The 24,679-nt window shown below is 70.5% G+C and carries 25 protein-coding genes; 1 reads left to right on the forward strand and 24 read right to left on the reverse strand.

Features of this window, described 5'->3' with window-relative positions; genetic code table 11:
- The 13 genes from ACGFNI_RS21240 to pyrR form a co-directional block, all read right to left on the reverse strand.
- The coding region (locus ACGFNI_RS21240) for an S-adenosylmethionine synthetase N-terminal domain-containing protein (protein WP_393685924.1) at positions 1-488 on the reverse strand (488 nt) is incomplete at its 3' end.
- A gap of 240 nt (positions 489-728) precedes the next feature.
- Positions 729-1,964 (reverse strand): bifunctional phosphopantothenoylcysteine decarboxylase/phosphopantothenate--cysteine ligase CoaBC, encoded by a 1,236-nt coding sequence (gene coaBC / locus ACGFNI_RS21245; RefSeq protein ID WP_393685926.1) that lies wholly within the window; start codon positions 1,962-1,964, stop codon positions 729-731.
- 137 nt (positions 1,965-2,101) lie between these two features.
- A complete protein-coding gene (gene rpoZ / locus ACGFNI_RS21250) occupies positions 2,102-2,374 on the reverse strand; it encodes a DNA-directed RNA polymerase subunit omega (RefSeq protein WP_005319902.1) in 273 nt (90 codons plus the stop codon).
- A gap of 71 nt (positions 2,375-2,445) precedes the next feature.
- Positions 2,446-3,063 (reverse strand): guanylate kinase, encoded by a 618-nt coding sequence (gmk, locus tag ACGFNI_RS21255; RefSeq protein WP_393685928.1) that lies wholly within the window; start codon positions 3,061-3,063, stop codon positions 2,446-2,448.
- Between the two features lie 38 nt (positions 3,064-3,101).
- Positions 3,102-3,425: an integration host factor gene (locus tag ACGFNI_RS21260; protein WP_393685930.1), complete on the reverse strand. Its 324-nt coding sequence runs from the start codon at positions 3,423-3,425 to the stop codon at positions 3,102-3,104.
- Positions 3,426-3,628: 203 nt separating this feature from the next.
- Positions 3,629-4,468 carry an orotidine-5'-phosphate decarboxylase gene (gene pyrF, locus ACGFNI_RS21265; RefSeq protein ID WP_393685932.1) on the reverse strand — a complete coding sequence of 280 codons (840 nt, stop codon included), beginning with the start codon at positions 4,466-4,468 and terminating at the stop codon, positions 3,629-3,631.
- Positions 4,465-5,574 carry a quinone-dependent dihydroorotate dehydrogenase gene (locus tag ACGFNI_RS21270; RefSeq protein ID WP_393685934.1) on the reverse strand — a complete coding sequence of 370 codons (1,110 nt, stop codon included), beginning with the start codon at positions 5,572-5,574 and terminating at the stop codon, positions 4,465-4,467. Before ACGFNI_RS21270 ends, pyrF begins: the two co-directional genes overlap by 4 nt.
- A gap of 81 nt (positions 5,575-5,655) precedes the next feature.
- The gene (carB, locus tag ACGFNI_RS21275) at positions 5,656-8,967 is read right to left on the reverse strand and encodes a carbamoyl-phosphate synthase large subunit (RefSeq protein WP_393685936.1); all 3,312 of its coding nucleotides are present in this window, start codon (positions 8,965-8,967) and stop codon (positions 5,656-5,658) included.
- Complete coding sequence (carA, locus tag ACGFNI_RS21280; protein ID WP_393685938.1) at positions 8,960-10,102, reverse strand: glutamine-hydrolyzing carbamoyl-phosphate synthase small subunit; 1,143 nt, start codon at positions 10,100-10,102, stop codon at positions 8,960-8,962. Before carA ends, carB begins: the two co-directional genes overlap by 8 nt.
- Positions 10,099-10,692, reverse strand: coding sequence for a hypothetical protein (locus ACGFNI_RS21285; protein WP_393685940.1), 594 nt, complete (start codon positions 10,690-10,692; stop codon positions 10,099-10,101). Before ACGFNI_RS21285 ends, carA begins: the two co-directional genes overlap by 4 nt.
- Complete coding sequence (locus tag ACGFNI_RS21290) at positions 10,689-11,975, reverse strand: dihydroorotase (RefSeq protein WP_393685942.1); 1,287 nt, start codon at positions 11,973-11,975, stop codon at positions 10,689-10,691. Before ACGFNI_RS21290 ends, ACGFNI_RS21285 begins: the two co-directional genes overlap by 4 nt.
- A gap of 2 nt (positions 11,976-11,977) precedes the next feature.
- Positions 11,978-12,973: an aspartate carbamoyltransferase catalytic subunit gene (locus tag ACGFNI_RS21295; protein ID WP_393685944.1), complete on the reverse strand. Its 996-nt coding sequence runs from the start codon at positions 12,971-12,973 to the stop codon at positions 11,978-11,980.
- A gap of 95 nt (positions 12,974-13,068) precedes the next feature.
- Positions 13,069-13,722 (reverse strand): bifunctional pyr operon transcriptional regulator/uracil phosphoribosyltransferase PyrR, encoded by a 654-nt coding sequence (gene pyrR / locus ACGFNI_RS21300; protein WP_393685946.1) that lies wholly within the window; start codon positions 13,720-13,722, stop codon positions 13,069-13,071.
- A 221-nt stretch (positions 13,723-13,943) separates the two neighbouring features.
- Here pyrR and bldD point away from each other — a divergent pair, with 221 nt between their 5' ends.
- Positions 13,944-14,444, forward strand: coding sequence for a transcriptional regulator BldD (gene bldD, locus ACGFNI_RS21305; protein WP_030278578.1), 501 nt, complete (start codon positions 13,944-13,946; stop codon positions 14,442-14,444).
- A 269-nt stretch (positions 14,445-14,713) separates the two neighbouring features.
- Here bldD and nusB read toward each other — a convergent pair whose 3' ends face one another.
- From nusB to ruvX, 11 genes are all read right to left on the reverse strand, one after another.
- Positions 14,714-15,148, reverse strand: coding sequence for a transcription antitermination factor NusB (gene nusB / locus ACGFNI_RS21310; RefSeq protein ID WP_393685947.1), 435 nt, complete (start codon positions 15,146-15,148; stop codon positions 14,714-14,716).
- Positions 15,149-15,150: 2 nt separating this feature from the next.
- Positions 15,151-15,717, reverse strand: coding sequence for an elongation factor P (efp, locus tag ACGFNI_RS21315; protein ID WP_393685949.1), 567 nt, complete (start codon positions 15,715-15,717; stop codon positions 15,151-15,153).
- A gap of 66 nt (positions 15,718-15,783) precedes the next feature.
- Positions 15,784-16,890 carry an aminopeptidase P family protein gene (locus tag ACGFNI_RS21320; protein WP_393685951.1) on the reverse strand — a complete coding sequence of 369 codons (1,107 nt, stop codon included), beginning with the start codon at positions 16,888-16,890 and terminating at the stop codon, positions 15,784-15,786.
- A gap of 81 nt (positions 16,891-16,971) precedes the next feature.
- The gene (locus ACGFNI_RS21325; protein WP_393685952.1) at positions 16,972-17,862 is read right to left on the reverse strand and encodes a Pro-rich N-terminal domain-containing protein; all 891 of its coding nucleotides are present in this window, start codon (positions 17,860-17,862) and stop codon (positions 16,972-16,974) included.
- A gap of 214 nt (positions 17,863-18,076) precedes the next feature.
- Positions 18,077-18,544 (reverse strand): type II 3-dehydroquinate dehydratase, encoded by a 468-nt coding sequence (gene aroQ, locus ACGFNI_RS21330; protein ID WP_393685954.1) that lies wholly within the window; start codon positions 18,542-18,544, stop codon positions 18,077-18,079.
- Positions 18,541-19,632: a 3-dehydroquinate synthase gene (gene aroB / locus ACGFNI_RS21335; protein WP_393685956.1), complete on the reverse strand. Its 1,092-nt coding sequence runs from the start codon at positions 19,630-19,632 to the stop codon at positions 18,541-18,543. The genes aroQ and aroB overlap by 4 nt, the downstream gene beginning before the upstream one ends.
- A complete protein-coding gene (locus ACGFNI_RS21340; protein ID WP_393685958.1) occupies positions 19,629-20,186 on the reverse strand; it encodes a shikimate kinase in 558 nt (185 codons plus the stop codon). The genes aroB and ACGFNI_RS21340 overlap by 4 nt, the downstream gene beginning before the upstream one ends.
- The gene (gene aroC / locus ACGFNI_RS21345; RefSeq protein WP_393685960.1) at positions 20,183-21,367 is read right to left on the reverse strand and encodes a chorismate synthase; all 1,185 of its coding nucleotides are present in this window, start codon (positions 21,365-21,367) and stop codon (positions 20,183-20,185) included. The genes ACGFNI_RS21340 and aroC overlap by 4 nt, the downstream gene beginning before the upstream one ends.
- 134 nt (positions 21,368-21,501) lie before the next feature.
- Positions 21,502-22,329: a shikimate dehydrogenase gene (locus ACGFNI_RS21350; RefSeq protein ID WP_393685962.1), complete on the reverse strand. Its 828-nt coding sequence runs from the start codon at positions 22,327-22,329 to the stop codon at positions 21,502-21,504.
- 10 nt (positions 22,330-22,339) lie between these two features.
- Positions 22,340-24,088 carry an endolytic transglycosylase MltG gene (gene mltG, locus ACGFNI_RS21355; protein WP_393685964.1) on the reverse strand — a complete coding sequence of 583 codons (1,749 nt, stop codon included), beginning with the start codon at positions 24,086-24,088 and terminating at the stop codon, positions 22,340-22,342.
- Positions 24,089-24,214: 126 nt separating this feature from the next.
- Positions 24,215-24,679: a Holliday junction resolvase RuvX gene (ruvX, locus tag ACGFNI_RS21360; protein WP_393686475.1), complete on the reverse strand. Its 465-nt coding sequence runs from the start codon at positions 24,677-24,679 to the stop codon at positions 24,215-24,217.

Here is a 24,679-nt window from a genome sequence, read left to right on the forward strand (position 1 = left end):
CGGACATCCGACAGCCGCCGCGACAAGCGGTGCGCGAGATTGATCGGCAGCGGCATCAGCTCAGGCGTCTCATCACACGCATAGCCGAACATCAGGCCCTGATCGCCGGCCCCCTGCTTGTCCAGCTCGTCCTCATCGCCCTCGACCCGCTGCTCATACGCGGTATCGACACCCTGCGCGATGTCAGGGGACTGCGCACCGATGGACACCGAAACGCCGCAGGACGCGCCGTCGAAGCCCTTCTTGGACGAGTCGTAACCGATATCGAGAATCTTGTTGCGCACAAGACTGGGAATGTCGGCATACGCCTTCGTCGTCACCTCACCGGCCACATGCACCAGGCCGGTAGTGATCAACGTCTCGACCGCGACCCGCGAAGACGGGTCCTCCTTCAACAGCGCATCGAGAATCGTGTCGCTGATCTGATCAGCGATCTTGTCGGGGTGGCCCTCGGTCACGGACTCCGAGGTGAACAGGCGGCGGGACACATCGCTCCCTGGGGTTGCAGCGGCTGCTGGCTGATCATTGGCGGACGGGCTCGAGAGCTGCGCTCGGCCCGTTCCACTGCCAGTTTATCGGTCGTGTGCGTTGTTCGGACACGCAGTCTCGATTTATGGACCCCCCGTGACCTGGGACACCACGGTCCACGGAAGGACGATCATCCGTATGGGCCCGTCGGGTCAAGAGGGCGCACCGGTAAACGTCGGACCGGTGGGGCAATTGAGCCGTCAATCACGCGACCCCGTGAGCCGGGCCGCGACGAGGTCCCATACCGTGTCGGCCAGCGCTTCCTTGGGTCCGTGGGGCACCGGCGTCTCGGTTCCGTCCGTGGCGAGGATCACCGCTTCGTTCTCGGCCGACCCGAAGGTCTTGTGCTCGCCGACCTCGTTGACGACCAGCAGGTCGCAGCCCTTTCGTGCCAGCTTGGCGCGTCCGTTGGCGAGCACCTCGTCGGTCTCGGCGGCGAATCCGACCACCAGTTGCCCGGGGCGGGCCCGGTCGGCGGAGAGCTCGGCGAGGATGTCTGGATTCCGAACCAGCGTGACCGGTTCCGGCTCCTGCCCGTCCTTCTTCTTGATTTTTCCGGCCGCGTAGCGGGCGGGCCGGAAATCGGCCACCGCCGCCGCCATGACCACCGCGTCGGCGTCGGCCGCCGCCTTGAGCAGCGCCTCGCGCAGCTGGACCGCGGTACCGATGTGCACCACGTCCACCCCCGCGGGATCGGGCAGCTCGGTGTTGCCCGCGACGAGGGTGACCCTGGCCCCCCGCGCCGCGGCCGTACGGGCCAGGGCGTAGCCCTGCCTGCCCGACGAGCGGTTGCCCAGGTAGCGCACCGGATCCAGCGGTTCGCGGGTGCCGCCTGCGCTGACCACGACATGGCGGCCCGCCAGGTCGCTCCGGAGCACCTGCGGGCCGCGGGCCAGCACCCGGCGGCAGAGCTCGAAGATCTCGCCGGGGTCGGGGAAGCGTCCCTTGCCGGTGTCGACGCCGGTGAGCCGGCCGACGGCGGGCTCGATCACGATCGCCCCGCGGCGGCGCAGGGTGGCGACGTTCTCCTGGGTGGCCGGGTTCTCCCACATCTCGGTGTGCATCGCGGGGGCGAAGACCACCGGGCAGCGGGCGGTCAGGAGGGTGTTGGTCAGCAGGTCGTCGGCGAGGCCATGGGCGGCCTTGGCCAGCAGGTCGGCGGTGGCGGGGGCGACCACGACGAGATCGGCGGCCTGGCCGATGCGGACGTGCGGGACTTCGTGGACGGATTCCCAGACCTCGGTGGAGGCGGGGTTGCCGGACAGGGCCGACCAGGTGGCCTCGCCGATGAAGTGCAGCGACGCCGCGGTCGGCACCACGCGGACGTCGTGCCCCGACTCCGTCAGCCGCCGCAGCAGCTCACACGCCTTGTACGCGGCGATGCCGCCACTGACTCCCAGGACGACCTTGGGCGTGTCCCGCTCCCGCTTGTCCATCGCTTCGCTGCTCCCCGAGCCTCGGTCCGAACGTCTGCTCCTATGGAAACACCCCCGGACACACCGAGGGCCCGGCAGGTTCCCCGGATTCCGCCGGGAGACGCCCTGCCGGGCCCTCGGTGAAGGTGCTGTGCCGCTTACTGAGCCGGGCCCTCGATGGCCTCGGAGGTCAGCAGACCCGCGTTGATCTCGCGGAGCGCGATCGACAGGGGCTTCTCGTGGACGTGGGTGTCGACGAGCGGGCCGACGTATTCAAGCAGGCCCTCGCCGAGCTGCGAGTAGTACGCGTTGATCTGACGCGCACGCTTCGCTGCGTAGATCACGAGGCTGTACTTCGAGTCGGTGGCCTCGAGAAGCTCATCAATCGGCGGGTTGATGATGCCCTCGGGCGCGGTGATGGAAGAGGACACTCTCTGCCTTCCGAAGGGGTATGAAGCCGGTGTAAAGCAAAAAAATTGGCGGAGGCCGGGAACTCGCGGTGTCAGCCGCTGATCTTTCCGTCCCCATTACGCCGCAGCATCAAGGCTAGCAGCTCACGGCTGACGTCCTCGACGGAGGTATTGACGAGCGTCACGTCGAATTCCGTCTCGGCGGCCAGCTCGGTCTTCGCGGCCTCCAGGCGCCGTTCGATCACCTCGGGCGCCTCCGTGCCGCGGCCGGTGAGCCTGCGAACCAGTTCGTCCCAGCTCGGCGGAGCCAGGAAGATCAGGTGCGCCTCCCCCATGGACTCACGGACCTGGCGGGCACCCTGGAGGTCGATCTCCAGCAGGACGGGCTCCCCGGACTCCAGGCGGTCGAGGACCGCCTGGCGGGGAGTTCCGTAGCGATTGCCGGCGAATTCCGCCCACTCCAGCAGTTCGCCGTTGGCGATGAGCTTGTCGAACTCCTCGTCCTCGACGAAGAAGTACTGGACGCCGTGCTTTTCTCCGGGGCGCGGCTTGCGGGTGGTGGCCGAGACCGAGAGCCAGACCTCGGGGTGAACTTTGCGCATATGAGCGACGACCGTGCTCTTGCCGACCCCCGAGGGGCCGGAGAGCACGGTCAGTCGCGGACGAGCGTCCGGGGGCACGGGGGTCGTCCCCCGGGATGTTGCAGCCATGCAGCGATTATTCCAGCTTCCCGGCCGTGCCGGAAAACTCAGGTCGTCGCGCGCCCGAACTCACGCTCCAGGGAAACGATCTGGTTGACGCCGAGGCCCCGCACACGGCGGCTCTCGGAGATCCCGAGCCGCTCCATGATCTGCTTCGCGCGGACCTTGCCCACGCCGGGCATGGACTCAAGGAGGGCGGAGACCTTCATCTTGCCGATGACGTCGTTCTTCTGGCCTTGCTCAATGACCTCGTGGAGGGTGGCACCGGAGTGCTTGAGCCGATTCTTGACCTCGGCGCGCTCCCGGCGAGCCGCGGCGGCCTTCTCGAGCGCGGCTGCGCGCTGTTCAGGGGTAAGGGGCGGAAGAGCCACGCCTACGTCACCTCGGATGTCGAACTGTCGGATACGGACCGTGTGGAACCTAGTCGCCCCGCATCTGCGGAGCAACGAGCAACGCTCTTACGTGCGGTGCTCTCGACGGAGACTAGCGGCCAAGAGCGCTGGAGTCAGCGAGAACGGACGAAAAGTCCTGGTCAGACTCTGCTGACCAGGACAATTCGGGACCAAAGTCCCGGCTATCCGACCGCCTTTTGCACTTCGTCGGCACATCGGGCCGCGGCGTCACGCAGCGCGGCGGTGTCCGGACCGTGCCGGAGCACCCCCCGGCTGACGCTCGGCACGACGTTGCGGACCGCGTCCCCGAAGACCCCCGGGAGGTCGGCGGGGGTGGCGCCCTGGGCGCCGATGCCGGGGGCGAGCAGCGGGCCGTTGATCGCCAGGTCGAACGCGGAGAGATCGCCGAGGGTGGCGCCGACGACCGCGCCGAAGGAACCGAGCGGGTCCGCGCCCGCGTTCTCCTCCGCGAGGTGCCCGAGCACGGTGGCCGCGACGCTGCGGCCGTCCGCGCGCACCGCCCGCTGGATCTCCTCGCCCTCCGGGTTGGAGGTCAGGGCCAGCGCGAAGACGCCGCAGCCGTTCGCCGCAGCCAGGTCCAGGGCCGGGCGCAGGGAGCCGTAGCCGAGGAACGGGCTGACCGTGACGGCGTCCGAGAACAGCGGGGAGGCCGGATCGAGGTACGTCGCGGCGTAGGCGGACATGGTGGAACCGATGTCGCCGCGCTTGGCGTCCATCAGGACGAGGGCGCCGCGCTCGCGTGCCTCGACGACGGCGGTCTCCAGGACGGCGAGGCCGCGCGAACCGAAGCGTTCGAAGAAGGCGGACTGCGGCTTCAGCACGGCGACGCGGTCGGCGAGCGCCTCCACGACGGTGCGGGTGAAGCGTGCCAGGCCCGCGACGTCGTCGTTCAGGCCCCAGTCGGCCAGCAGCGAGGCGTGCGGGTCGATGCCCACGCAGAGCGGGCCGCGCTCGTCCATGGCACGGCGCAGACGCGTCCCGAAAGGCAGCTGTCCGGTCATGCGGTCACCTTCTTGTGTTCGGCGCCGACCGCGTCGGCGAGCGTGGCGTACGGGCTGTTGCGCAGGCGGGCGGCGAGTCCCTTGTGGAGGGCGCGGCACCAGAAGGGGCCTTCGTAGATGAAGGCGCTGTAGCCCTGGACGAGGGTGGCGCCGGCCAGGATGCGCTGCCAGGCGTCCTCGGCGGTGGTGATGCCGCCGACGCCGATGAGGGTGATCCGGTCGCCGACGCGGGCGTACAGGCGGCGCAGCACCTCCAGGGAGCGCTCCTTGACGGGGGCTCCGGACAGGCCGCCGGTCTCGGCGGTCAGTGCCGGGGCGGAGGTCAGGCCCAGTCCTTCGCGGGCGATGGTGGTGTTGGTGGCGATGATGCCGTCCAGGCCGAGTTCGACGGCGAGGTCGGCGACCGCGTCGATGTCCGCGTCGGCGAGGTCCGGGGCGATCTTGACCAGGAGCGGCACCCGGCGTCCGGGGACCGTACGGTCGGCGGCCTCGCGGACGGCGGTCAGCAGCGGCCGGAGGTGCTCGGTGGCCTGGAGGTTGCGCAGTCCCGGGGTGTTCGGGGACGAGACGTTGACGACCAGGTAGTCGGCGTGCGCGGCGAGCCGCTCGGTGGAGGTCACGTAATCGCCGACCGCCTCTTCCTCCGGGACGATCTTGGTCTTGCCGATGTTGACGCCGAGGGTGGTGCGGAAGACGGGGTTGCGGGCGGCGAGGCGGGCCGCGACGGCGGCGGAACCGTCGTTGTTGAACCCCATGCGGTTGATCAGCGCGCGGTCCGCCACGAGCCGGAAGAGGCGCTTCTTGGGGTTGCCCGGCTGCGGCTGCGCGGTGACGGTGCCGATCTCGACGTGGTCGAAGCCGAGCATCGTCATGCCGTCGACGGCGGTGGCGTTCTTGTCGAAGCCGGCGGCCAGGCCGAAGGGGCCGTGCATCCGGCGGCCGAGCGCCTCGGTGCGCAGCTCCTTGAAGCGGGGCGCGAGGGCGGCTGCGACGAAGGTGCGCAGCACCGGGACGCGGGCGGCGCGGCGGATCCAGCCGAAGGCCAGGTGGTGGGCCTGCTCGGGATCCATCCGCTTGAAGATCAGGTGGAAGAAGAGGCGGTACATCGTCGGGGGCGGGCCTTTCGCACAAGGACATCGGGGGCTCATGAAGAGGGGGACACCGTCCGGTGTCCCCCTCGGTCTGCCCTACTCCTCGCGGGCTGCGGTGAGATGGTGCGCGTGTTCCTGGAGGGAACGTACGCCGACGTCTCCGCGGGACATCGCTTCGATGCCCTGCACGGCCGCGGCCAGCGCCTGGACCGTGGTCAGGCAGGGGATGCCGCGGGCGACGGACGCGGTGCGGATGTCGTAGCCGTCCAGCCGGCCGCCGGTGCCGTAGGGGGTGTTGACGATGAGGTCGACCTCGCCGGCGTGGATGAGCTGGACGATGGTCCGCTCGCCGTTGGGGCCCTCGCCCTCGGACTGCTTGCGGACGACGGTGGCCTTGATGCCGTTGCGGCGCAGCACCTCGGCGGTGCCTGATGTGGCGAGCAACTCGAAGCCGTGCGCGACCAGTTCGCGGGCCGGGAAGATCATCGAGCGCTTGTCGCGGTTGGCCACCGAGACGAAGGCGCGGCCCTTGGTGGGCAGCGCTCCGTAGGCGCCGGACTGGGACTTGGCGTACGCGGTGCCGAAGACCGAGTCGATGCCCATGACCTCGCCGGTGGAGCGCATCTCCGGGCCGAGGACGGTGTCCACGCCGCGGCCCGACGCGTCGCGGAACCGCGACCAGGGCATGACGGCTTCCTTGACGGAGATCGGCGAGTCGAGCGGGAGGGTGCCGCCGTCGCCGGTCTTCGGCAGCATGCCTTCGCCGCGCAGCTCGGCGATGGTGGCGCCCAGCGAGATGCGGGCGGCTGCCTTGGCGAGCGGTACCGCGGTGGCCTTCGAGGTGAAGGGGACCGTGCGGGAGGCGCGCGGGTTGGCCTCCAGGACGTAGAGGATGTCGCCCGCCATGGCGAACTGGATGTTGATCAGTCCGCGGACGCCGACTCCCTTGGCGATGGCCTCCGTCGACGCGCGCAGCCGCTTGATGTCGAAGCCGCCGAGGGTGATCGGGGGCAGCGCGCAGGCGGAGTCGCCGGAGTGGATGCCGGCTTCCTCGATGTGCTCCATGACGCCGCCGAGGTACAGCTCGGTGCCGTCGTAGAGGGCGTCGACGTCGATCTCGATGGCGTCGTCGAGGAACCGGTCGATGAGGACCGGGTGCTGGTCGATGAGGCCGGCGTGGCGGGTGAGGTACTCGCCCAGCGAGGGCTCGTCGTAGACGATCTCCATGCCACGGCCGCCGAGCACGTACGAGGGGCGGACCATGACCGGGTAGCCGATCTCGGTGGCGATGGCCTTGGCCTCGTCGAAGGAGAACGCGGTGCCGTACTTGGGGGCGGGCAGTCCGGCTTCGGTCAGCACCCGGCCGAAGGCGCCGCGCTCCTCGGCGAGGTCGATGGCCTCGGGCGAGGTGCCGACGATCGGTACGCCGTTGTCCTTGAGCGCCTGGGCGAGGCCCAGCGGGGTCTGGCCGCCGAGCTGGACGATGACGCCGGCCACCGGTCCCGCCTGGGTTTCGGCGTGCACGATCTCCAGCACGTCTTCGAGCGTCAGCGGCTCGAAGTACAGGCGGTCGGAGGTGTCGTAGTCCGTCGAGACGGTCTCCGGGTTGCAGTTGACCATGACGGTCTCGTAGCCGGCGTCACTGAGCGCGAAGGAGGCGTGCACACAGGAGTAGTCGAACTCGATGCCCTGGCCGATGCGGTTGGGGCCGGAGCCGAGGATGATCACGGCGGGCTTCTCGCGCGGGGCGACCTCGGACTCCTCGTCGTAGGACGAGTAGAAGTACGGGGTGTTGGCGGCGAATTCGGCGGCGCAGGTGTCGACGGTCTTGTAGACCGGGCGGACGCCGACGGCGTGCCTGACCTCGCGGACGACGTCCTCGCGCAGCCCGCGGATCGCGGCGATCTGCGCGTCCGAGAAGCCGTGACGCTTTGCTTCCGCGAGGATTTCGGGGCCGAGCTGGTCGACTGCCGCGATCTCGTCGGCGGTCTCCTTGATCAGGAAGAGCTGGTCGACGAACCACGGGTCGATCTTCGTCGCGTCGAAGACCTCCTGCGGGGTGGCGCCCGCGCGGATCGCCTGCATCACGGTGTTGATCCGGCCGTCGGTCGGAACCTGGGCCGTGGCCAGCAGTTCGGCCTTGTCACCCGGGGCGTCGACGAAGTCGAACTGGCTGCCCTTCTTCTCCAGCGAGCGCAGCGCCTTGTTGAGCGCCTCGGGAAAGTTGCGGCCGATGGCCATGGCCTCGCCGACCGACTTCATGGTGGTGGTCAGCGTGGCGTCCGCGGCGGGGAACTTCTCGAATGCGAAGCGCGGGACCTTGACGACGACGTAGTCGAGGGTCGGCTCGAAGGAAGCCGGCGTCTTCTCGGTGATGTCGTTCGGGATCTCGTCGAGGGTGTAGCCCACCGCGAGCCGGGCGGCGATCTTGGCGATCGGGAAGCCGGTGGCCTTCGACGCGAGCGCGGAGGAGCGCGAGACGCGCGGGTTCATCTCGATCACGATGACCCGGCCGTCCTCCGGGTTGACCGCGAACTGGATGTTGCAGCCGCCGGTGTCGACGCCGACCTCGCGGATCACGGCGATGCCGATGTCGCGCAGGACCTGGTACTCGCGGTCGGTGAGCGTCATCGCCGGGGCGACGGTGATCGAGTCACCGGTGTGCACGCCCATCGGGTCGAAGTTCTCGATGGAGCAGACGACCACGACGTTGTCGTTCTTGTCGCGCATCAGCTCCAGCTCGTACTCCTTCCAGCCGAGGATGGACTCCTCCAGGAGCACCTCGGTGGTCGGCGAGAGCGTGAGGCCCTGGCCCGCGATGCGGCGCAGCTCCTCCTCGTCGTGCGCGAAGCCGGAGCCCGCGCCGCCCATGGTGAAGGAGGGACGGACGACGACGGGGTAGCCGCCCAGCTCGTCGACGCCCTTGAGGACGTCGTCCATGGAGTGGCAGATGTACGAGCGCGCGGACTCGCCGTGGCCGATCTTGCGGTTGACCGCCGCGACGACCTCCTTGAACAGGTCGCGGTCCTCGCCCTTGTTGATCGCCTCGACGTTGGCGCCGATCAGCTCGACGTCGTACGCGTCGAGGGTGCCGGACTCGTGCAGCGAGATGGCGGTGTTCAGCGCCGTCTGGCCGCCGAGGGTCGGCAGCAGCGCGTCGGGCCGCTCCTTGGCGATGATCTTCTCGACGAACTCGGGGGTGATCGGCTCGACGTACGTGGCGTCGGCGATCTCCGGGTCGGTCATGATCGTGGCCGGGTTGGAGTTGACCAGGATGACGCGCAGGCCCTCGGACTTGAGGACCCGGCATGCCTGGGTGCCTGAGTAGTCGAACTCGGCGGCCTGACCGATCACGATCGGGCCGGAGCCGATGACCAGGACGGACTGGATATCGGTGCGCTTAGGCACGCTGGCCCTCCATGAGCTGGACGAAGCGGTCGAAGAGGTACGCGGCGTCGTGCGGGCCCGCGGCGGCTTCGGGGTGGTACTGGACGCTGAAAGCCGGCTGGTCGAGGAGGTGCAGGCCCTCCACCACGTTGTCGTTGAGGCAGACGTGCGAGACCTCGGCGCGGCCGAAGGGGGTGTCGGAGACCCTGTCGAGCGGGGCGTCGACGGCGAATCCGTGGTTGTGGGCGGTCACCTCGACCTTGCCGGTCGTACGGTCCTGCACCGGCTGGTTGATGCCGCGGTGGCCGTACTTGAGCTTGAAGGTGCCGAAGCCCAGTGCGCGGCCCAGGATCTGGTTGCCGAAGCAGATGCCGAAGAGCGGCGTCTTCCGCTCCAGGACGCCCTGCATGACCGCGACCGGGTGGTCGGCGGTGGCCGGGTCGCCCGGCCCGTTGGAGAAGAACACGCCGTCGGGCGCGACCGCGTAGACGTCCTCGACGGTGGCGGTGGCGGGCAGCACGTGCACCTCTATGCCGCGCTCGGCCATCCGCTGCGGGGTCATGCCCTTGATGCCGAGGTCGACGGCGGCGACGGTGAACTTCTTCGTGCCGACGGCGGGGACGACGTACGCCTCCTTCGTCGCGACCTGCTCGCTGAGGTTCGCGCCCTGCATCTCGGGGGCCTGGCGCACCCTGGCGAGCATGGTGCCCTCGTCGGGCAGCGCGTCGCCGGAGAAGATGCCGACCCGCATGGCACCGCGCTCGCGCAGGTGGCGGGTGAGCGCACGGGTGTCGACGCCGCTGATGCCGACGACGCCCTGGGCGACGAGCTGCTCGTCCAGGGAGCGCACCGAGCGCCAGTTGGACGGGATGCGGGCGGGGTCGCGGACGACGTAGCCGGACACCCAGATCCGCTGCGATTCGTCGTCCTCGTCGTTCACCCCGGTGTTGCCGATGTGCGGGGCGGTCATGACGACGACCTGGCGGTGGTACGACGGGTCGGTCAGGGTCTCCTGGTAGCCGGTCATGCCGGTGGAGAACACCGCTTCGCCGAAGGTCTCCCCCACGGCCCCGTAGGCACGGCCACGGAAGCTGCGGCCGTCCTCCAGGACGAGTACGGCGGGGATCTTGGAGGTCCCCCTGGTGGAGGTCGTCATCGTGCGCCTTCCGTTTCGGTGTGCTCGGTGGTGCTGGTGGTGTGCCGGGGGCTGAGCGCGTTCACGGCCTCGACCCAGGCCGGGTGGTCGGCCGCCCGGTCGGAGCGGAAGCCGGAGTCGATCTCCGTGCCGCCGTGCTCCCAGGTGATGATCAGCAGGCCGCCCTCGGGGAGTACCTTGCCCGCGATGCCCTTGTCGAGGCGGGCGCCGCGCAGCGCAGCGGCCGGCACGAAGAAGTCCTGCGCACCCGGCCTGACGACGGACACGCCCTGGTCGGTGAGGGTCAGTTCGGCACGGCTGCGGGTGCCGAGGCCCTGGGCGACGATCCGGTCAAGCCACTGCCCCGCGGTGGTGGAGGCGTGGTAGCGACCGCTCATCGTCAGCGTGGGCTCGGCCTCGGTGGCCGGGGCCGCGGGCAGTTCGGGCAGGCCGCCCTGGAGCGTGCGGCGCCATTTCCAGCCCTGGCGCATCAGCCAGTAGACGAGGACGACGAACAGCAGCAGGCCGACGACCCAGCCGATGCGGGCCGCCCAGTCGGTGACCTCGGCGGACTTCTGTGCTGCGGCGAGTGTGGTGAGGTGAGGAGTCACGCGAGCTTCCCGTCGACGACCGTTGCGCGGCCCCGGAGGAAGGTGTGGGTGACGCGTCCCGGCAGCTCACGGCCCTCGTAGGGGGTGTTGCGGCTGCGGGAGGCGAAGCCCGCGGGGTCCACCACTCCACGGTAAGCGGAATCGTGCAGCGTGAGGTTGGCGGGCTCGCCTGCCGAGACGGGGCGGCCGTGGCCGGTGAGGCGGCCGATGTGCGCCGGGCGGAAGGACATCCGGTCGGCGACGCCGGCCCAGTCCAGCAGCCCGCTGTCGACCATCGTGTGCTGGACGACGGAGAGCGCGGTCTCCAGGCCGACCATGCCCATGGCCGCCGCGCCCCACTCGCAGTCCTTGTCCTCGTGCGGGTGCGGGGCGTGGTCGGTGGCGACGCAGTCGATGGTGCCGTCGGCGAGCGCCTCGCGCAGCGCCATGACGTCGGCCTCGGTGCGCAGCGGCGGGTTGACCTTGTAGACCGGGTTGTAGGAGCGGACCAGTTCGTCGGTCAGCAGGAGGTGGTGCGGGGTGACCTCGGCGGTCACGTTCCAGCCCTTGGACTTGGCCCAGCGGACGATCTCCACGGACCCGGCGGTCGAGAGATGGCAGATGTGCACCCGGGAGCCGACGTGCGCGGCGAGCAGCACGTCGCGGGCGATGATCGACTCCTCGGCGACGGCCGGCCAGCCGCCGAGACCCAGCTCGGCGGAGACGATGCCCTCGTTCATCTGGGCGCCCTCGGTCAGCCTGGGCTCCTGCGCGTGCTGGGCGACGACACCGTCGAACGCCTTCACGTACTCCAGGGCGCGCCGCATGATGACGGCGTCGTCCACGCACTTGCCGTCGTCGGAGAAGACCCGCACACCGGCCGCGGAGTCGTGCATCGCGCCCAGCTCGGCGAGCTTCCTGCCCTCCAGGCCGACGGTCACCGCGCCGATGGGCTGCACGTCGCAGTAGCCGGACTCCTTGCCCAGGCGCCAGACCTGCTCGACGACGCCGGCGGTGTCGGCGACGGGGAAGGTGTTGGCCATCGCGTGCACGGCGGTGAAGCCGCCGACGGCCGCGGCCTTGGTGCCGGTCAGGACGGTCTCGGAGTCCTCGCGGCCCGGTTCCCGCAGGTGGGTGTGGAGGTCGACGAGGCCGGGCAGCAGGATCTGGCCGGCCGCTTCGACGACCCGGGCGCCCTCGGCGCTCAGGTCCGTGCCGACCTCGGCGATGGTCTCGCCGTCGATCAGCACGTCCTGCGGCTCGCCACCGAGGACCTTCGCCCCGCGGATAAGGATCTTGCTCATGGTTACTTGTTCTCCTCGGTGCGGGTGCTGGTGCCGGTGGCGGCGGTGAGGGCGGGCTCGTTGCCGCCCAGGAGCAGGTAGAGGACCGCCATCCGGATGCTGACACCGTTGGTGACCTGCTCGACGGCGGTGCAGCGCGGCGAGTCGGCGACCTCGGCGGTGATTTCCATGCCGCGGTTCATCGGCCCCGGGTGCATCACGATGGCGTGCTCGGGCATCCGGGCCATCCGCTCGCCGTCCAGGCCGTAGCGGCGCGCGTACTCGCGCTCGGTCGGGAAGAAGGCGGCGTTCATCCGCTCGCGCTGGACGCGCAGCATCATCACGGCGTCCGACGTCCCGACGACCGCGTCCAGGTCGTAGGAGACCTCGCAGGGCCAGTTCTCGACGCCGATCGGCACCAGGGTGGGCGGCGCGACGAGGGTGACGTCGGCGCCGAGTGTGGTGAGCAGATGGACGTTGGAGCGGGCGACGCGGCTGTGCAGGATGTCGCCGACGACGGTGATCCGGCGGCCGGCGAGGTCCTGGCCGACGCCGGCGTCCGCGCCGACCAGGCGGCGGCGCATGGTGAAGGCGTCGAGCAGGGCCTGGGTGGGGTGCTCGTGGGTGCCGTCGCCCGCGTTGACGACGGAGCCGCCGATCCAGCCCGAGGTGGCCAGCCGGTGCGGGGCGCCGGAGTCGCCGTGCCGGATGACGACGGCGTCCGCGCCCATCGCCTCCAGGGTCAGCGCGGTGTCCTTGAGCGACTCGCCCTTGGAGACCGACGAGCCCTTGGCGGAGAAGTTGATGACGTCGGCCGAGAGCCGCTTGGCGGCGGCCTCGAAGGAGATGCGGGTGCGGGTCGAGTCCTCGAAGAAGAGGTTGACGACGGTGCGACCGCGCAGGGTGGGAAGTTTCTTGATCGGCCGGTCGGCGACCCGTGCCATCTCCTCGGCGGTGTCGAGGATCAGAACGGCGTCATCGCGCGAGAGGTCGGCGGCCGAGATGAGGTGACGCTTCATCCGGTTTTCTCCGTGGGTGAAGGAGGCGTACGGGAATGTCCGTCGGGCAGGCAGGGGTACGGGCCCGGGGTCACCGGGTCCGTACGCGGCTGCGGTCAGCGCTCGCCGGCCGGGGTGGTCCGCTCGGCCACCGGGGTCTCGTCGGTCGCGCCGGGGCGGGGCGAAGCGGAGCGCACGCCGAGCAGCACGGCGTCCCGGCCGTCCTCCTCGGTGAGGTGCACCTTGACCGTCTCGCGCAGCGAGGTGGGGAGGTTCTTGCCCACGTAGTCGGCGCGGATCGGCAGCTCGCGGTGGCCGCGGTCGACGAGTACGGCGAGCTGGACGGCGCGCGGCCGGCCGATGTCGCCCAGCGCGTCCAGGGCGGCGCGGATCGTGCGCCCGGAGAAGAGGACGTCGTCGACGAGGAGGACCACGCGGCCTTCGATGCCGTCGGCGGGGATCTCCGTGCGGGCGAGCGTGCGGGCCGGGCCCAGGCGCAGGTCGTCGCGGTACATCGTGATGTCGAGCGAGCCGACCGGGATGGCGCGGCCGGTGATCTCCTCCAGCTTGGCGGCGAGCCGCTGGGCGAGGAAGACACCGCGGGTGGGGATTCCCAGGAGCACCACGTCATCGGCGCCCTTGGCACGTTCGACGATTTCGTGGGCGATGCGGGTCAGCATCCGCGCGATGTCCGGGCCTTCGAGCACCGGGCGCGCGGGGCGCTGGGCACGTGCATCGGATGCACGTACGTCGGAACTGTTTGCGTCCATACGAAACGGACCCCCTTCTCCGCCTCACGGGACGGACTTTAAAGGACGTCGGATTTACCTCTGCAAGGCTACCAGGGGCCGGTCGGAGGCCCTGCGGGGCCCCCGACGGGTGAGGTGCGGACCCGCCCGGCTTGACGAAGTGAGATTACGCTGCGTAACCTCACAGTGAGTTACCAGCCGGGCGGCGGAGCCGCATATCGATCAGGTGTCTGGGGAGCTTTATGTCCAGCGAATACGCCAAACAGCTCGGGGCCAAGCTCCGCGCCATCCGCACCCAGCAGGGCCTTTCTCTCCACGGTGTCGAGGAGAAGTCCCAGGGCCGCTGGAAGGCTGTGGTGGTGGGCTCGTACGAGCGCGGTGACCGTGCCGTGACCGTGCAGCGCCTCGCCGAGCTTGCGGACTTCTACGGCGTGCCGGTGCAGGAGCTGCTGCCGGGCACGACACCGGGCGGAGCCGCCGAGCCGCCGCCGAAGCTGGTGCTCGACCTGGAGCGCCTCGCCCACGTCCCGCAGGAGAAGGCCGGACCGCTGCAGCGCTACGCCGCCACGATCCAGAGCCAGCGCGGTGACTACAACGGCAAGGTGCTCTCGATCCGCCAGGACGACCTGCGCACCCTCGCGGTCATCTACGACCAGTCGCCTTCGGTGCTGACCGAACAGCTGATCAGCTGGGGCGTGCTGGACGCCGACGCGCGTCGCGCGGTCGCCCACGACGACCTCTGATCGGCCCTCGCCCGTACGAAACGTGCCGCCGCTCCGGATGAACGGAGCGGCGGCACGTTTGCGTGTTCGACCGCGGGCGCAGAGACGGGCGGCTGAGCGCGTACCGGGCTGCGCCCCTGCGTGGAGCCCGCCCCGGGGTGCACGGCCGCCCAGCAGGCCCTGAGCGCCCCACACGCCTCCGTCTCGCCCGTCTCCCCTCGGGAACGCGGAAGGGCCCGGAGCATCCTGCGCGCTCCGGGCCCTTTCTCGGGTACTGCTGGTGTGCCTCGTTACCGCGTCTCGCGCCGCAGGGTCGGCTTCAGGTCCTTCAGCCGGCCGAGCAGACCGTTGACGAAGGCCGGGGAGTCGTCCGTGGAGAACTCCTTGGCCAGCTGCACGGCTTCGTCGATCGCCACCGCGTCCGGGATGGCGTCCACCCAGATCAGCTCGTACGCGCCGAGCCGCAGGATGTTGCGGTCGACGACCGGCATGCGGTCCAGCGGCCAGTCGACGGAATAGGTGTCGAGCAGTTCGTCGATACGGCCGATGTGGTCCGCGTACCCCTCGACGAGCTCCAGGGTGTACTCGTTGACCGGCGGCTGCCGCGGGTCGGTCCGGGCGTGCCGCATCCAGTCCGCGAGCACGGACTGCACGTCGGCTCCGCGCTGGTCGGCCTCGAAGAGGATCTGGAAGGCGCGCTTACGGGCCTTGTTACGGGCGGCCACGGTTAGCTGTTCACCCGACCGAGGTACTCGCCGGAGCGGGTGTCGACCTTGATCTTCTCGCCCTCGGTGATGAAGAGCGGGACCTGGATCTCGTAGCCGGTCTCCAGGGTGGCGGGCTTGGAGCCGCCGGTGGAGCGGTCGCCCTGGACGCCGGGCTCGGTGTGCTGGATGACGAGCTCGACGGCGGCCGGCAGCTCGACGTAGAGCACCTCGCCCTCGTGCTGCGCCACGACGGCCTCGAAGCCTTCCAGCAGGAAGTTCGCGGCGTCGCCGACGGCCTTGCGGTCGACCATGAGCTGGTCGTAGGTGTCCATGTCCATGAAGACGAAGTACTCGCCGTCCATGTACGAGAACTGCATCCCGCGCTTGTCGACAGTGGCCGTCTCGACCTTCACGCCGGCGTTGAAGGTCTTGTCGACCACCTTGCCGGAAAGCACATTCTTCAGCTTGGTGCGGACGAAGGCCGGGCCCTTACCGGGCTTGACGTGCTGGAACTCGACGACGGACCAGAGCTGGCCCCCTTCGAGCTTGAGCACCAGGCCGTTCTTGAGGTCGTTCGTGGAAGCCACGGTTGCGGAATCTCCTGGACTGCAGGTGGTGGGTACCCCGAAGCCGCTCGCAGCAAGCCCTGCGGCTCACAGCGCGAGCAGCTCCTTGGTCGTGATCGTGAGTAGCTCTGGCCCGCCGTCCGCCTCGGGGCGGACGACGAGTGTGTCGTCGATCCGGACGCCCCCGCGGCCGGGGAGGTGAACCCCCGGTTCGACGGTGACCGGCACGCAAGCGTCCAGTTTACCCATGGCCGCAGGCGACAATTGAGGGTCCTCATCGATTTCGAGTCCCACGCCGTGCCCGGTCCACGGTCCGAGCCGCTCACCGTGCCCCGCAGACTCCAGCACATGACGGGCCACGCGGTCCACCTCGCGGCACTCGACACCCGGCGCCAACGCCTCCCGACCGGCCCTCTGGGCTGCGAAAACGAGATCGTAGAGCTCGATCTGCCAGTCCGCGGGCGCCGTCCCGATGACGAAGGTGCGGCCGATCTCGCAGCGGTAGCCGCGGTAGTTCGCGCCAAGACCGACGGTCAGGAAGTCGCCCTCCTCGACCCGGCGGTCGGTCGGCAGATGCCCCGGGCGCCCGGAATGCGGACCGGCCGCCACGGACGTGGGGAAGGCAGGGCCCTCCGCGCCGTGATCGACGAGCCGGCGTTCCAGTTCCAGGGCGAGATGGCGTTCGGTGCGGCCGACGAGGATCGATTCGAGCAGTTCGCCGAGCGCCTGGTCGGTGATCTCCGCGGCGATCCGCAGACAGGCGATCTCGTCGTCGTCCTTGACCAGCCGCTGCGCCTCGACGGCACAGGCCAGGTCCGACAGCAGCAGCCGGGGGGCGACCTGGGACAGCGCCCGGTGCCGGGAGACGGTCAGATGGTGTTCCTCGACCGCGAGGACGGCGGCCCCGGCCTTCTCCGCCAGGTCCGCGCCTGCCACCACCGGATCACCGTCCCGCGTCGGCAGTACCTCGACCCGTACGTCGTCGGACGGCCTGCCTTCCGAAGGGTCGCCGCTCAGCGGGCCGCCGCAGAGCAGGACGTCATCGGCAGGCCCCATCAGGAGCGCGGCGCCGGATGGCGCGCAGCCGGTGAGATAGCGGACGTTGGCGGGACGCGAGATCAGTGCCGCGGTGCTTCCGGTTGCCGCGCAGCGGTCCCGCAGCCGCGTGCGTCGGGCCGCATACAGCTCGGACATAACCCGAGCTTACGGGCGGACGGCGCGCCCGGCCCTTCGGGAGCGGCCGGGCGGGGGCGGGCGGCCTCCGGGGCAGCGGGGCTACCAGCTGGGCGGGCTGGCGAGGCTGCGGGCGACGACGTCGTCGAGCACCCTGACGGTCATCGCGACGTCGTGCTGGGAGTTGTCGATGATCGGCAGGCCCGAGCCGTACCAGCCGGCCATCCGGCCGTGGATCCTGGCCACTTCCTCGTCGGACAGGCGGCGGTTGCCGCTGCGCCGTGCGTTGCGCTCCAGGACGATCTCCAGGCCGGGCAGCAGCACTATCGGCAGCAGCCCGGGGCCCACGTGGCGCTTCCAGCCGCCGAGGCCGACGACCGGGCGGTCGGGGAAGACGGCGTCGTCGAGGATGCAGGAGATGCCGTTGGCGAGGAAGTTGCGGGCGGCGAAGCCGCAGGTGCGGCGGGCGAGGCGGTACTGCGCCTCGGAGTGGTCGTTCCAGCCCTGCTGCGGGTCGGCGAAGCCGGAGCGCACCCACTCGCGGACGTCGTCGAGGCTGATGTGCGCGGTGGGCACGCGGCGGCTGTCGGCCCAGTGGCGGGCCACGCTGGTCTTGCCCGCGCCGGCCGGGCCGATGAGCAGCACGGCGACCGCGGCGTGCGCGGCGTCCGGTGCCGTGGCGCCCGACTGCGGGCTCGGCAGCGCCACCGGGGCGCCGGGAGGCAGCTGGATGTGCCCGGTGCTGCCGGTGTTACCCGTGCTGGCCGTGGTGTCCGCAGCGGGCGGCGTCTGCTGGGGTGCGGGGCCGCTCCAGCCCGGATTGGCGGGTGCCGGGGCGGGCTGCACGGGCGGCGGCGGGGCCGCGGGCGCCGGCGCGGGCGGCGGGCCCGGCGGGAGGGAATGACCGGGGTGGGGCGTCCAGTTCATGGTGGCGCCCTGTTCCTGCGCCTGGCTGCGGGGCGGCGGCAGCGGAGCCCCCACTGCGTACGGCATCCGGTGGCTCTCCGTCTCATGCGGTCGACTGGGTGCGGTGCGCGGGTGCCGGGCGGGCCGTCCGGCACGTCATGGCCCGGCGGGCGGGCCGGGCGGGTGCGGGCCTGGCCGCCCCGCGGCCGGGGGCGTGCGCGGTACCGCTGACGAACGGTACCGCCCCCGGCGCTCGCGGTGTGAACGGCCGGGGGCGGAAGGGAGTGCCCAGGAGACCGCGTCAGCCGCCGAGTTCGTCGGCGAGTGCGCGCAGTGCGAGGCGGTACGAGCCGATGCCGAATCCGGCGACCGTTCCGCTGGCGACGGCCGCGATAACCGAATTGTGGCGGAATTCCTCACGCGCGTACGGGTTCGAGATGTGCACCTCGATGAGCGGGGCGGTGCGCTGGGCCGCCGCGTCCCGCATGCCGTACGAGTAGTGCGTGAAGGCGCCGGGGTTGATGACGACCGGAATCGATCCGTCGGCGGCTTCGTGCAGCCAACGGATCATCTCGCCCTCGTCGTTGGTCTCGCGGACCTCGGCGTCGAAGCCCAGCTCCTTGCCGAGCCTGGCGCACTCCGCCACCAGGCCCGCGTAGGAGGTCGCGCCGTAGACGTCCGGTTCGCGGGAGCCGAGACGGCCGAGGTTGGGGCCGTTCAGCACCAGGACCCGGCGGGCCGTACGGGGCGCGTCCGGCTCCTGGCTCATGCGGCGATCTCCGCGTGCGCGGCGAGCAGCATGGCCGGGTCCGGGCCCTCCAGGACGGTGGGCTTGGCCAGCCCGTCCAGGACGATGAAGCGCAGCCGGTCGCCGCGGGACTTCTTGTCGACCTTCATGGTCTCCAGCAGCTTGGGCCACTGGTCGCCGCGGTAGGTCAGCGGCAGCCCGACCGACTCCAGGACGGCGCGGTGCCGGTCGGCGGTCGCGTCGTCCAACCGGCCCGCGATCCGGCCCAGTTCGGCGGCGAAGACCATGCCGACGGAGACGGCGGCGCCGTGCCGCCAGTTGTAGCGCTCGTTCTTCTCGATGGCGTGCGCCAGGGTGTGGCCGTAGTTGAGGATCTCGCGCAGCCCGGCCTCCTTGAGGTCGGCGGAGACCACCTCGGCCTTGACCCGGATCGCCCGCTCGATCAGCTCCTGTGTGTGCGGTCCGTCGGGGCGCTTGGCCGCCTCCGGGTCGGACTCGATCAGGCCGAGGATCGCCGGGTCGGCGATGAAGCCGGCCTTGATCACCTCGGCGAGACCCGAGACGTAGTCGTGGACGGGGAGCGAGTCGAGCGCCGCGAGGTCGCAGAGCACACCGGCCGGGGGGTGGAAGGCGCCGACGAGGTTCTTGCCCTCGGCGGTGTTGATGCCGGTCTTGCCGCCGACCGCCGCGTCCACCATGCCGAGGACCGTGGTCGGCACCGCGATCCAGCGCACGCCGCGCAGCCAGGTGGCCGCGACGAAGCCCGCCAGGTCGGTGGTGGCGCCGCCGCCGACACCGACGATCACGTCGCTGCGGGTGAACCCGGTCTGCCCGAGCGCCTTCCAGCAGTACGCCGCGACCTCGACGGTCTTGGACTCCTCGGCGTTCGGCAGCTGGATCGCGATTGCCTCGAAACCCTGCGACGCCAGGTCCTCGCGCAGCGCCTCACCGGTGGCGGCGAGCGCCTCGGGGTGCAGCACGGCGACCCGCTTGGTGCCCTCGCCGATCAGCCCCGGCAGCTCTCCGAGCAGCTGCCGCCCGACGAGCACCTCGTACGGATCGCTGCCCGCCGTACCGCCGACCTGGATACGGGTGGCCTGCTCCGTCATGCCTGTTCCTCCCTGTTGGCGGCCTGCGGTGCCCCGCCCGCCGCCTGCTGTAGCTCCAAAGCGTCCAGGACCGCATCGACGACGTCCTGGGGGGTTCGGCCGCCGGTGGTGATCACGGCGCGCGCGACCTCGGTGTACAACGGGCGGCGCACGTCCATCAGTTCGCGCCAGCGCTGCCGCGGATTGACCGCGAGCAGCGGGCGCGGTGCGTCCAGGCCGACCCGCTTGACCGCGTCGGCGAGGGCGACGTCGAGGAAGACGACCGGCAGCCCGGCCAGCAGCTTCCTGGTGCCGTCGTCCATGATCGCGCCGCCGCCCAGGGACAGCACACCTTCATGGCCGGCCACCGCGGCGCGTACCGCCTCCCGCTCCAGCCGGCGGAAGTGCGGCTCGCCCTCGTCGATGAAGATCTCCGCGATCGGCTTGCCCGCCGCGGTGACGATGTCCGCGTCGGTGTCGCGGTAGCCCACACCCAGCCGTTCGGCGAGCAGCGCGCCCACGGTCGACTTGCCCGCTCCGGGCGGGCCGACCAGGACGACGGCAGGCGACGTCACTTGATCGCCAGATTGTCGAGGAAGGACCGGACGTTGCGGCGGGTCTCCGGCACGCTGTCGCCGCCGAACTTCTCGACCACCGCGTCCGCGAGCACCAGCGCCACCATCGCCTCGGCGACGATGCCGGCGGCCGGCACGGCGCAGACGTCCGACCGCTGGTGATGCGCCTTGGTGGCCTCGCCGGTGGTGACGTCCACCGTCGCCAGTGCCCGCGGCACCGTCGCGATCGGCTTCATCGCGGCCCGCACCCGCAGCAGTTCACCGGTGGTCAGGCCGCCCTCGGTGCCGCCGGAGCGGCCCGAGCTGCGCCGGATGCCGTCGTCCGTCGACGCGATCTCGTCGTGCGCCTGCGAACCCGGCACCCGGGCCAGGTCGAAGCCGTCGCCGACCTCGACGCCCTTGATCGCCTGGATCCCCATCAGCGCGCCCGCCAGCCGTGCGTCGAGACGGCGGTCCCAGTGCACGTGCGAGCCCAGGCCCACCGGCACTCCGTACGCCAGCACCTCGACCACGCCGCCGAGGGTGTCGCCGTCCTTGTGCGCCTGGTCGATCTCCGCGACCATCGCCGCGCTCGCGTCCGTGTCCAGGCAGCGCACCGGGTCCGCGTCCAGCTTCTCGACGTCGGACGGCTTCGGGAGGACGCCGTACGGCGCCTTCGCCGCGGCCAGCTCCACGACGTGCGAGACGATCTCGATGCCGGCGGCCTCCTTGAGGAAGGAACGGGCCACCGCGCCCAGGGCGACCCGGGCCGCGGTCTCGCGTGCCGAGGCGCGCTCCAGGACCGGGCGGGCCTCGTCGAAGCCGTACTTCTGCATGCCGGCCAGGTCGGCGTGGCCGGGACGCGGGCGGGTCAGCGGCGCGTTGCGCGCCAGCTCGGCCAGCACCGACTCGTCCACCGGGTCGGCGGCCATGACCTGTTCCCACTTGGGCCACTCGGTGTTGCCCACCATGACCGCGACCGGCGAGCCCAGCGACAGGCCGTGCCGCACGCCACCCAGGAACGTGACCTCGTCCCGCTCGAACTTCATCCGGGCACCGCGGCCATAGCCGAGCCGCCGTCGTGCCAGTGCGTCCGCCACCAGATCGGTGGTAATCGGGACGCCGGCCGGAAGGCCCTCCAGCGTCGCCACCAGTGCGGGGCCGTGCGACTCCCCCGCCGTCAGCCAGCGCAACCTGCTCAACGGTGCTCCTCTGTACTGCTACTCCGCGTACGGTCTTCCCCTGATCCTCCCACGACGCGCCGCTCGGCCGATGCCCCGTCCGGAGATCGGACCGGAAGGACCGGCGGAACCGGGACGCGGCGGATGGCCGCGGCTCAGCGGGCCGCGAGGGCCGCCTCGCCCGCCGCGCGCATCGCGGCCAGCGGGGCGGGCGACCTGCCGGTCATCTGCTCGACCTGGAGCACCGCCTGGTGCACCAGCAGGTCGAGGCCGCCGACCACCGCGCCGCCGCGCTCGGACCAGGCGGCGGCGAGCGCCGTGGGCCAGGGCTCGTAGAGCACGTCGAAGAGGGTGCCTGGCGCATCGGGGACGGCGCCGGCCAGGGCGTCGGTGGTGCCGGCCGGAGTGGTCGCGATGACCAGCGGCGCCTCGAAGGCGCGGGCCGCGTCGTCCCAGGGCGCGGTGCGCACCGCGACGCCGAGGCGCTCGCCCCAGCCGCGCATCTCGTCGGCGCGGGCCGCGCTGCGGACGTACGCGGTGACCTCGCCGGTGCAGACGCGGGAGAGCGCGGCGAGCGCCGACGACGCGGTGGCGCCCGCGCCGAGTACCGCGGCCCGCTCGACCTGCGTCACACCGCGCTCGCGCAGGGCGGCCTGCATACCGGGGATGTCGGTGTTGTCGCCCACCCGGCGTCCGTCACCGGTGACGACGACGGTGTTGACGGCCTCGACGGATGCCGCCGTGTCACTGATCGCGTCGAGCAGCGGGATGACGGCGCGCTTGAGCGGCATGGTCAGCGAGAGGCCGGCCCAGCCGGCGTCCAGCGTGTCCATGAAGGCGGGCAGTCCGGCCTCGTCGACGTCGAATCGGCCGTACTCCCAGCCGTCCAGGCCGAGTTCGTCGTAGGCCGCGCGGTGCAGGACCGGCGAGAGGGAATGCGCGATCGGTGATCCGAGTACCGCGGCTTGCTTGGTGTCCGACACTGCCCCGCCTTCAGCCTTCCTGCTTCTTCTGCTGCTGCCGCTCATTGAATTTCTTCACAAGCTTGTTGTGGTCGGTGAGATTCGTGGTGAATTCCGTCTTCTTCCCGTCGATCGAGATGAAGAACAGCCACTTCTGCGACGTATCCGGATTGACGGTCGCCTTCAGCGCGTCGGCCCCGGGATTGCCGATCGGCCCCGGCGGCAGCCCGCTGTAGAAGTACGTGTTGTACGGGTCGTCGTAATGCCGAATCTCGTCCGTACTGATGTTGATCTTGCTCTGCTTCTTGAGGTAGTTGAACGACGAGTCGAATTCGATCTTCTGGTTCGTCGCCACATTGGCCGGCGAGAGCCGGTTGTAGATGACCGCGGCCATCTTCCGGAAATCGTCGTGCGTGATGCCCTCGGCCTGGGTGAGGCTGGCCACGGTGAGCACCTGGAGCGGCGATTTCAGATGAAGCTTCTCGGCATTCTCTTCCAGGTCGTACTTCTGGTACTCCTGCTTGGCACGAGCGACCATCATCTTGAGTACGTCCGCCGGTTTCGCATGCCCGCCCACGCTGTACGTCGACGGATAGAGGAAGCCCTCCAGCGGGTCCTTGATCTGCGACGACTGACTCGCCCAGGACGGCAGCCCGAGGCTCTTGACGTCCTTCTTGGCCACTTCTTTGGTGGTGCCGGACTTGACGTCGAGCTTTTCATCGATGAGCGAGTAGACCGCTTCGGCACGTAGCCCCTCGCGGACCGTGAGGCCGTTGCGGCTCTTGGGGTCCAGCATCAATGCGACAACGGCTGCCGCGGGCATTTCCTTGTGCAGTGCATAGGAGCCCGCCTGGAGACCGGAGCCGTTCTTGTTCTCCTTCGCCGCCTCCGTGAAGGCGTCGACGCTCTTGACGACGCCTTCACGTTTGAGGATCTGGCCCATCTGCTGGATGGGGGCGCCGTCCGGGATTTCCACCTGGATATCGCCCGAGCCCTCGCCCTCGAAGTCCGGGGCGCTGGCGAAATGACTCTGATAGAAGTTGTAGCCGAAATAGCCGACTGTTCCCACGGCGCCGGCGATCACCGCGCTGACGACCAGACAGGCACAGCCGCTGTGCCGCTTGTTCTTCTTTCCGCGGCGCTCACGGGTGGCCCGCCGGCTCTCCCGCGGGTCGTCCGCGCTCTCGTCATCGTCATCGCCGGCCGGGTCGTCAGCGAAGAACGCGTGCTCCGGGTCCGGCTCCCGCTGCGGCTCCCCCCGCCAGTTCTCCCCCCCGCCGTCTATGTGCTGCGGCGGTTCGGAGCGTTCCGGCTCCTGGACGTGCTGCGGGTACGGATCCTGCGGGTACTGCTGATCCTGCGGGTACTGCTGCTGCGCGTACGGATCGTGCGGCGGGTACGGGCCCTGCTGCGCGTACGGATCCGGCTGCTGGAACTGCCCCGGGTGCGGGTACTGCTGCGGGTACTGCTGGGGTTCCTGCGGACGCAGATGGCGCGGCTGCGGCGGCGGGTAGGCGTCCGGGGTGCCGTAAGGGTCCTGCCCGGCTATGCCATAAGGGTCGTGCTGCGGCGGGCCGTACGGGTCGTAAGGGTCGTACGGCACCTGCCCTATCTGTGCGCCGCCCCAGCTCCCGTCGTACTGCTGCTCGGGGTAGGGGACGGACTCCGGTCCGCCCCACTGGGGCTGCTGCCCCTGGCCGCCCCGAGGACCCTGGTCTCCGTAGAGCGGGTCTTCGGGGTGCCACGGTTCGGAGCCGTAGCCCCGGCCATACTCGGTCATCGATCCCCTAGGGCCTAGAGGCGGTGCGCTCCTGTCCGGCAGCGCTACCTGTACCGACCCGCCTCTTCCTGCACACGCGGCTTCCGAACCGCGGGCCGCATCGCGCGGAACGTTACCGCACTGCGATCAGATGCCCACTTCGACGTTTTCCCCTGGAGGCCGCCCCGAGGTCCGTTCCGTCTCCAGCGCGCTCTGCAGGATGACCACCGCAGCAGCCTGGTCGATGACCGAACGGCCCTTCTTGCTCCGCACTCCGGAGGCCCGCAGGCCCTGTGCGGCGGTGACCGTCGACATCCGCTCGTCGACGAGCCGGACGGCCACGGGTGTGATGTTCTTCGCCATCTCTTGGGCGAATGTACGAATCTTGGCCGCGGCCGGCCCCTCTCCCCCATTCAGGGAACGGGGCAGCCCGACCACGACCTCCAGCGGTTCGTACTCGTCGACGATCGCCTTGAGGCGGCGGTGGGCTGCGGGGATGTCACGTCCCGGCACCGTCTCGACGGGGGTGGCGAGGACCCCGTCGGGGTCGCACGAGGCGACCCCGATACGGGCGTCCCCGACATCCACGGCGATGCGCCGGCCGCGTCGCAT

This window comes from Streptomyces sp. NPDC048644, assembly GCF_043199105.1.
GTDB lineage: Bacteria > Actinomycetota > Actinomycetes > Streptomycetales > Streptomycetaceae > Streptomyces.

Excerpts from the sequence above, each read along its gene's own strand:
- coaBC (WP_393685926.1), bottom strand. The coding sequence starts at position 1,964 with ATGGACAAGCGGGAGCGGGACACGCCCAAGGTCGTCCTGGGAGTCAGT.
- gmk (WP_393685928.1), bottom strand. The coding sequence starts at position 3,063 with ATGGCTGCAACATCCCGGGGGACGACCCCCGTGCCCCCGGACGCTCGT.
- pyrF (WP_393685932.1), bottom strand. The coding sequence starts at position 4,468 with ATGACCGGACAGCTGCCTTTCGGGACGCGTCTGCGCCGTGCCATGGAC.
- ACGFNI_RS21270 (WP_393685934.1), bottom strand. The coding sequence starts at position 5,574 with ATGTACCGCCTCTTCTTCCACCTGATCTTCAAGCGGATGGATCCCGAG.
- carA (WP_393685938.1), bottom strand. The coding sequence starts at position 10,102 with ATGACGACCTCCACCAGGGGGACCTCCAAGATCCCCGCCGTACTCGTC.
- ACGFNI_RS21290 (WP_393685942.1), bottom strand. The coding sequence starts at position 11,975 with ATGAGCAAGATCCTTATCCGCGGGGCGAAGGTCCTCGGTGGCGAGCCG.
- ACGFNI_RS21295 (WP_393685944.1), bottom strand. The coding sequence starts at position 12,973 with ATGAAGCGTCACCTCATCTCGGCCGCCGACCTCTCGCGCGATGACGCC.
- pyrR (WP_393685946.1), bottom strand. The coding sequence starts at position 13,722 with ATGGACGCAAACAGTTCCGACGTACGTGCATCCGATGCACGTGCCCAG.
- bldD (WP_030278578.1), top strand. The coding sequence starts at position 13,944 with ATGTCCAGCGAATACGCCAAACAGCTCGGGGCCAAGCTCCGCGCCATC.
- ACGFNI_RS21320 (WP_393685951.1), bottom strand. The coding sequence starts at position 16,890 with ATGTCCGAGCTGTATGCGGCCCGACGCACGCGGCTGCGGGACCGCTGC.
- ACGFNI_RS21325 (WP_393685952.1), bottom strand. The coding sequence starts at position 17,862 with ATGCCGTACGCAGTGGGGGCTCCGCTGCCGCCGCCCCGCAGCCAGGCG.
- aroQ (WP_393685954.1), bottom strand. The coding sequence starts at position 18,544 with ATGAGCCAGGAGCCGGACGCGCCCCGTACGGCCCGCCGGGTCCTGGTG.
- aroB (WP_393685956.1), bottom strand. The coding sequence starts at position 19,632 with ATGACGGAGCAGGCCACCCGTATCCAGGTCGGCGGTACGGCGGGCAGC.
- mltG (WP_393685964.1), bottom strand. The coding sequence starts at position 24,088 with ATGACCGAGTATGGCCGGGGCTACGGCTCCGAACCGTGGCACCCCGAA.
- ruvX (WP_393686475.1), bottom strand. The coding sequence starts at position 24,679 with ATGCGACGCGGCCGGCGCATCGCCGTGGATGTCGGGGACGCCCGTATC.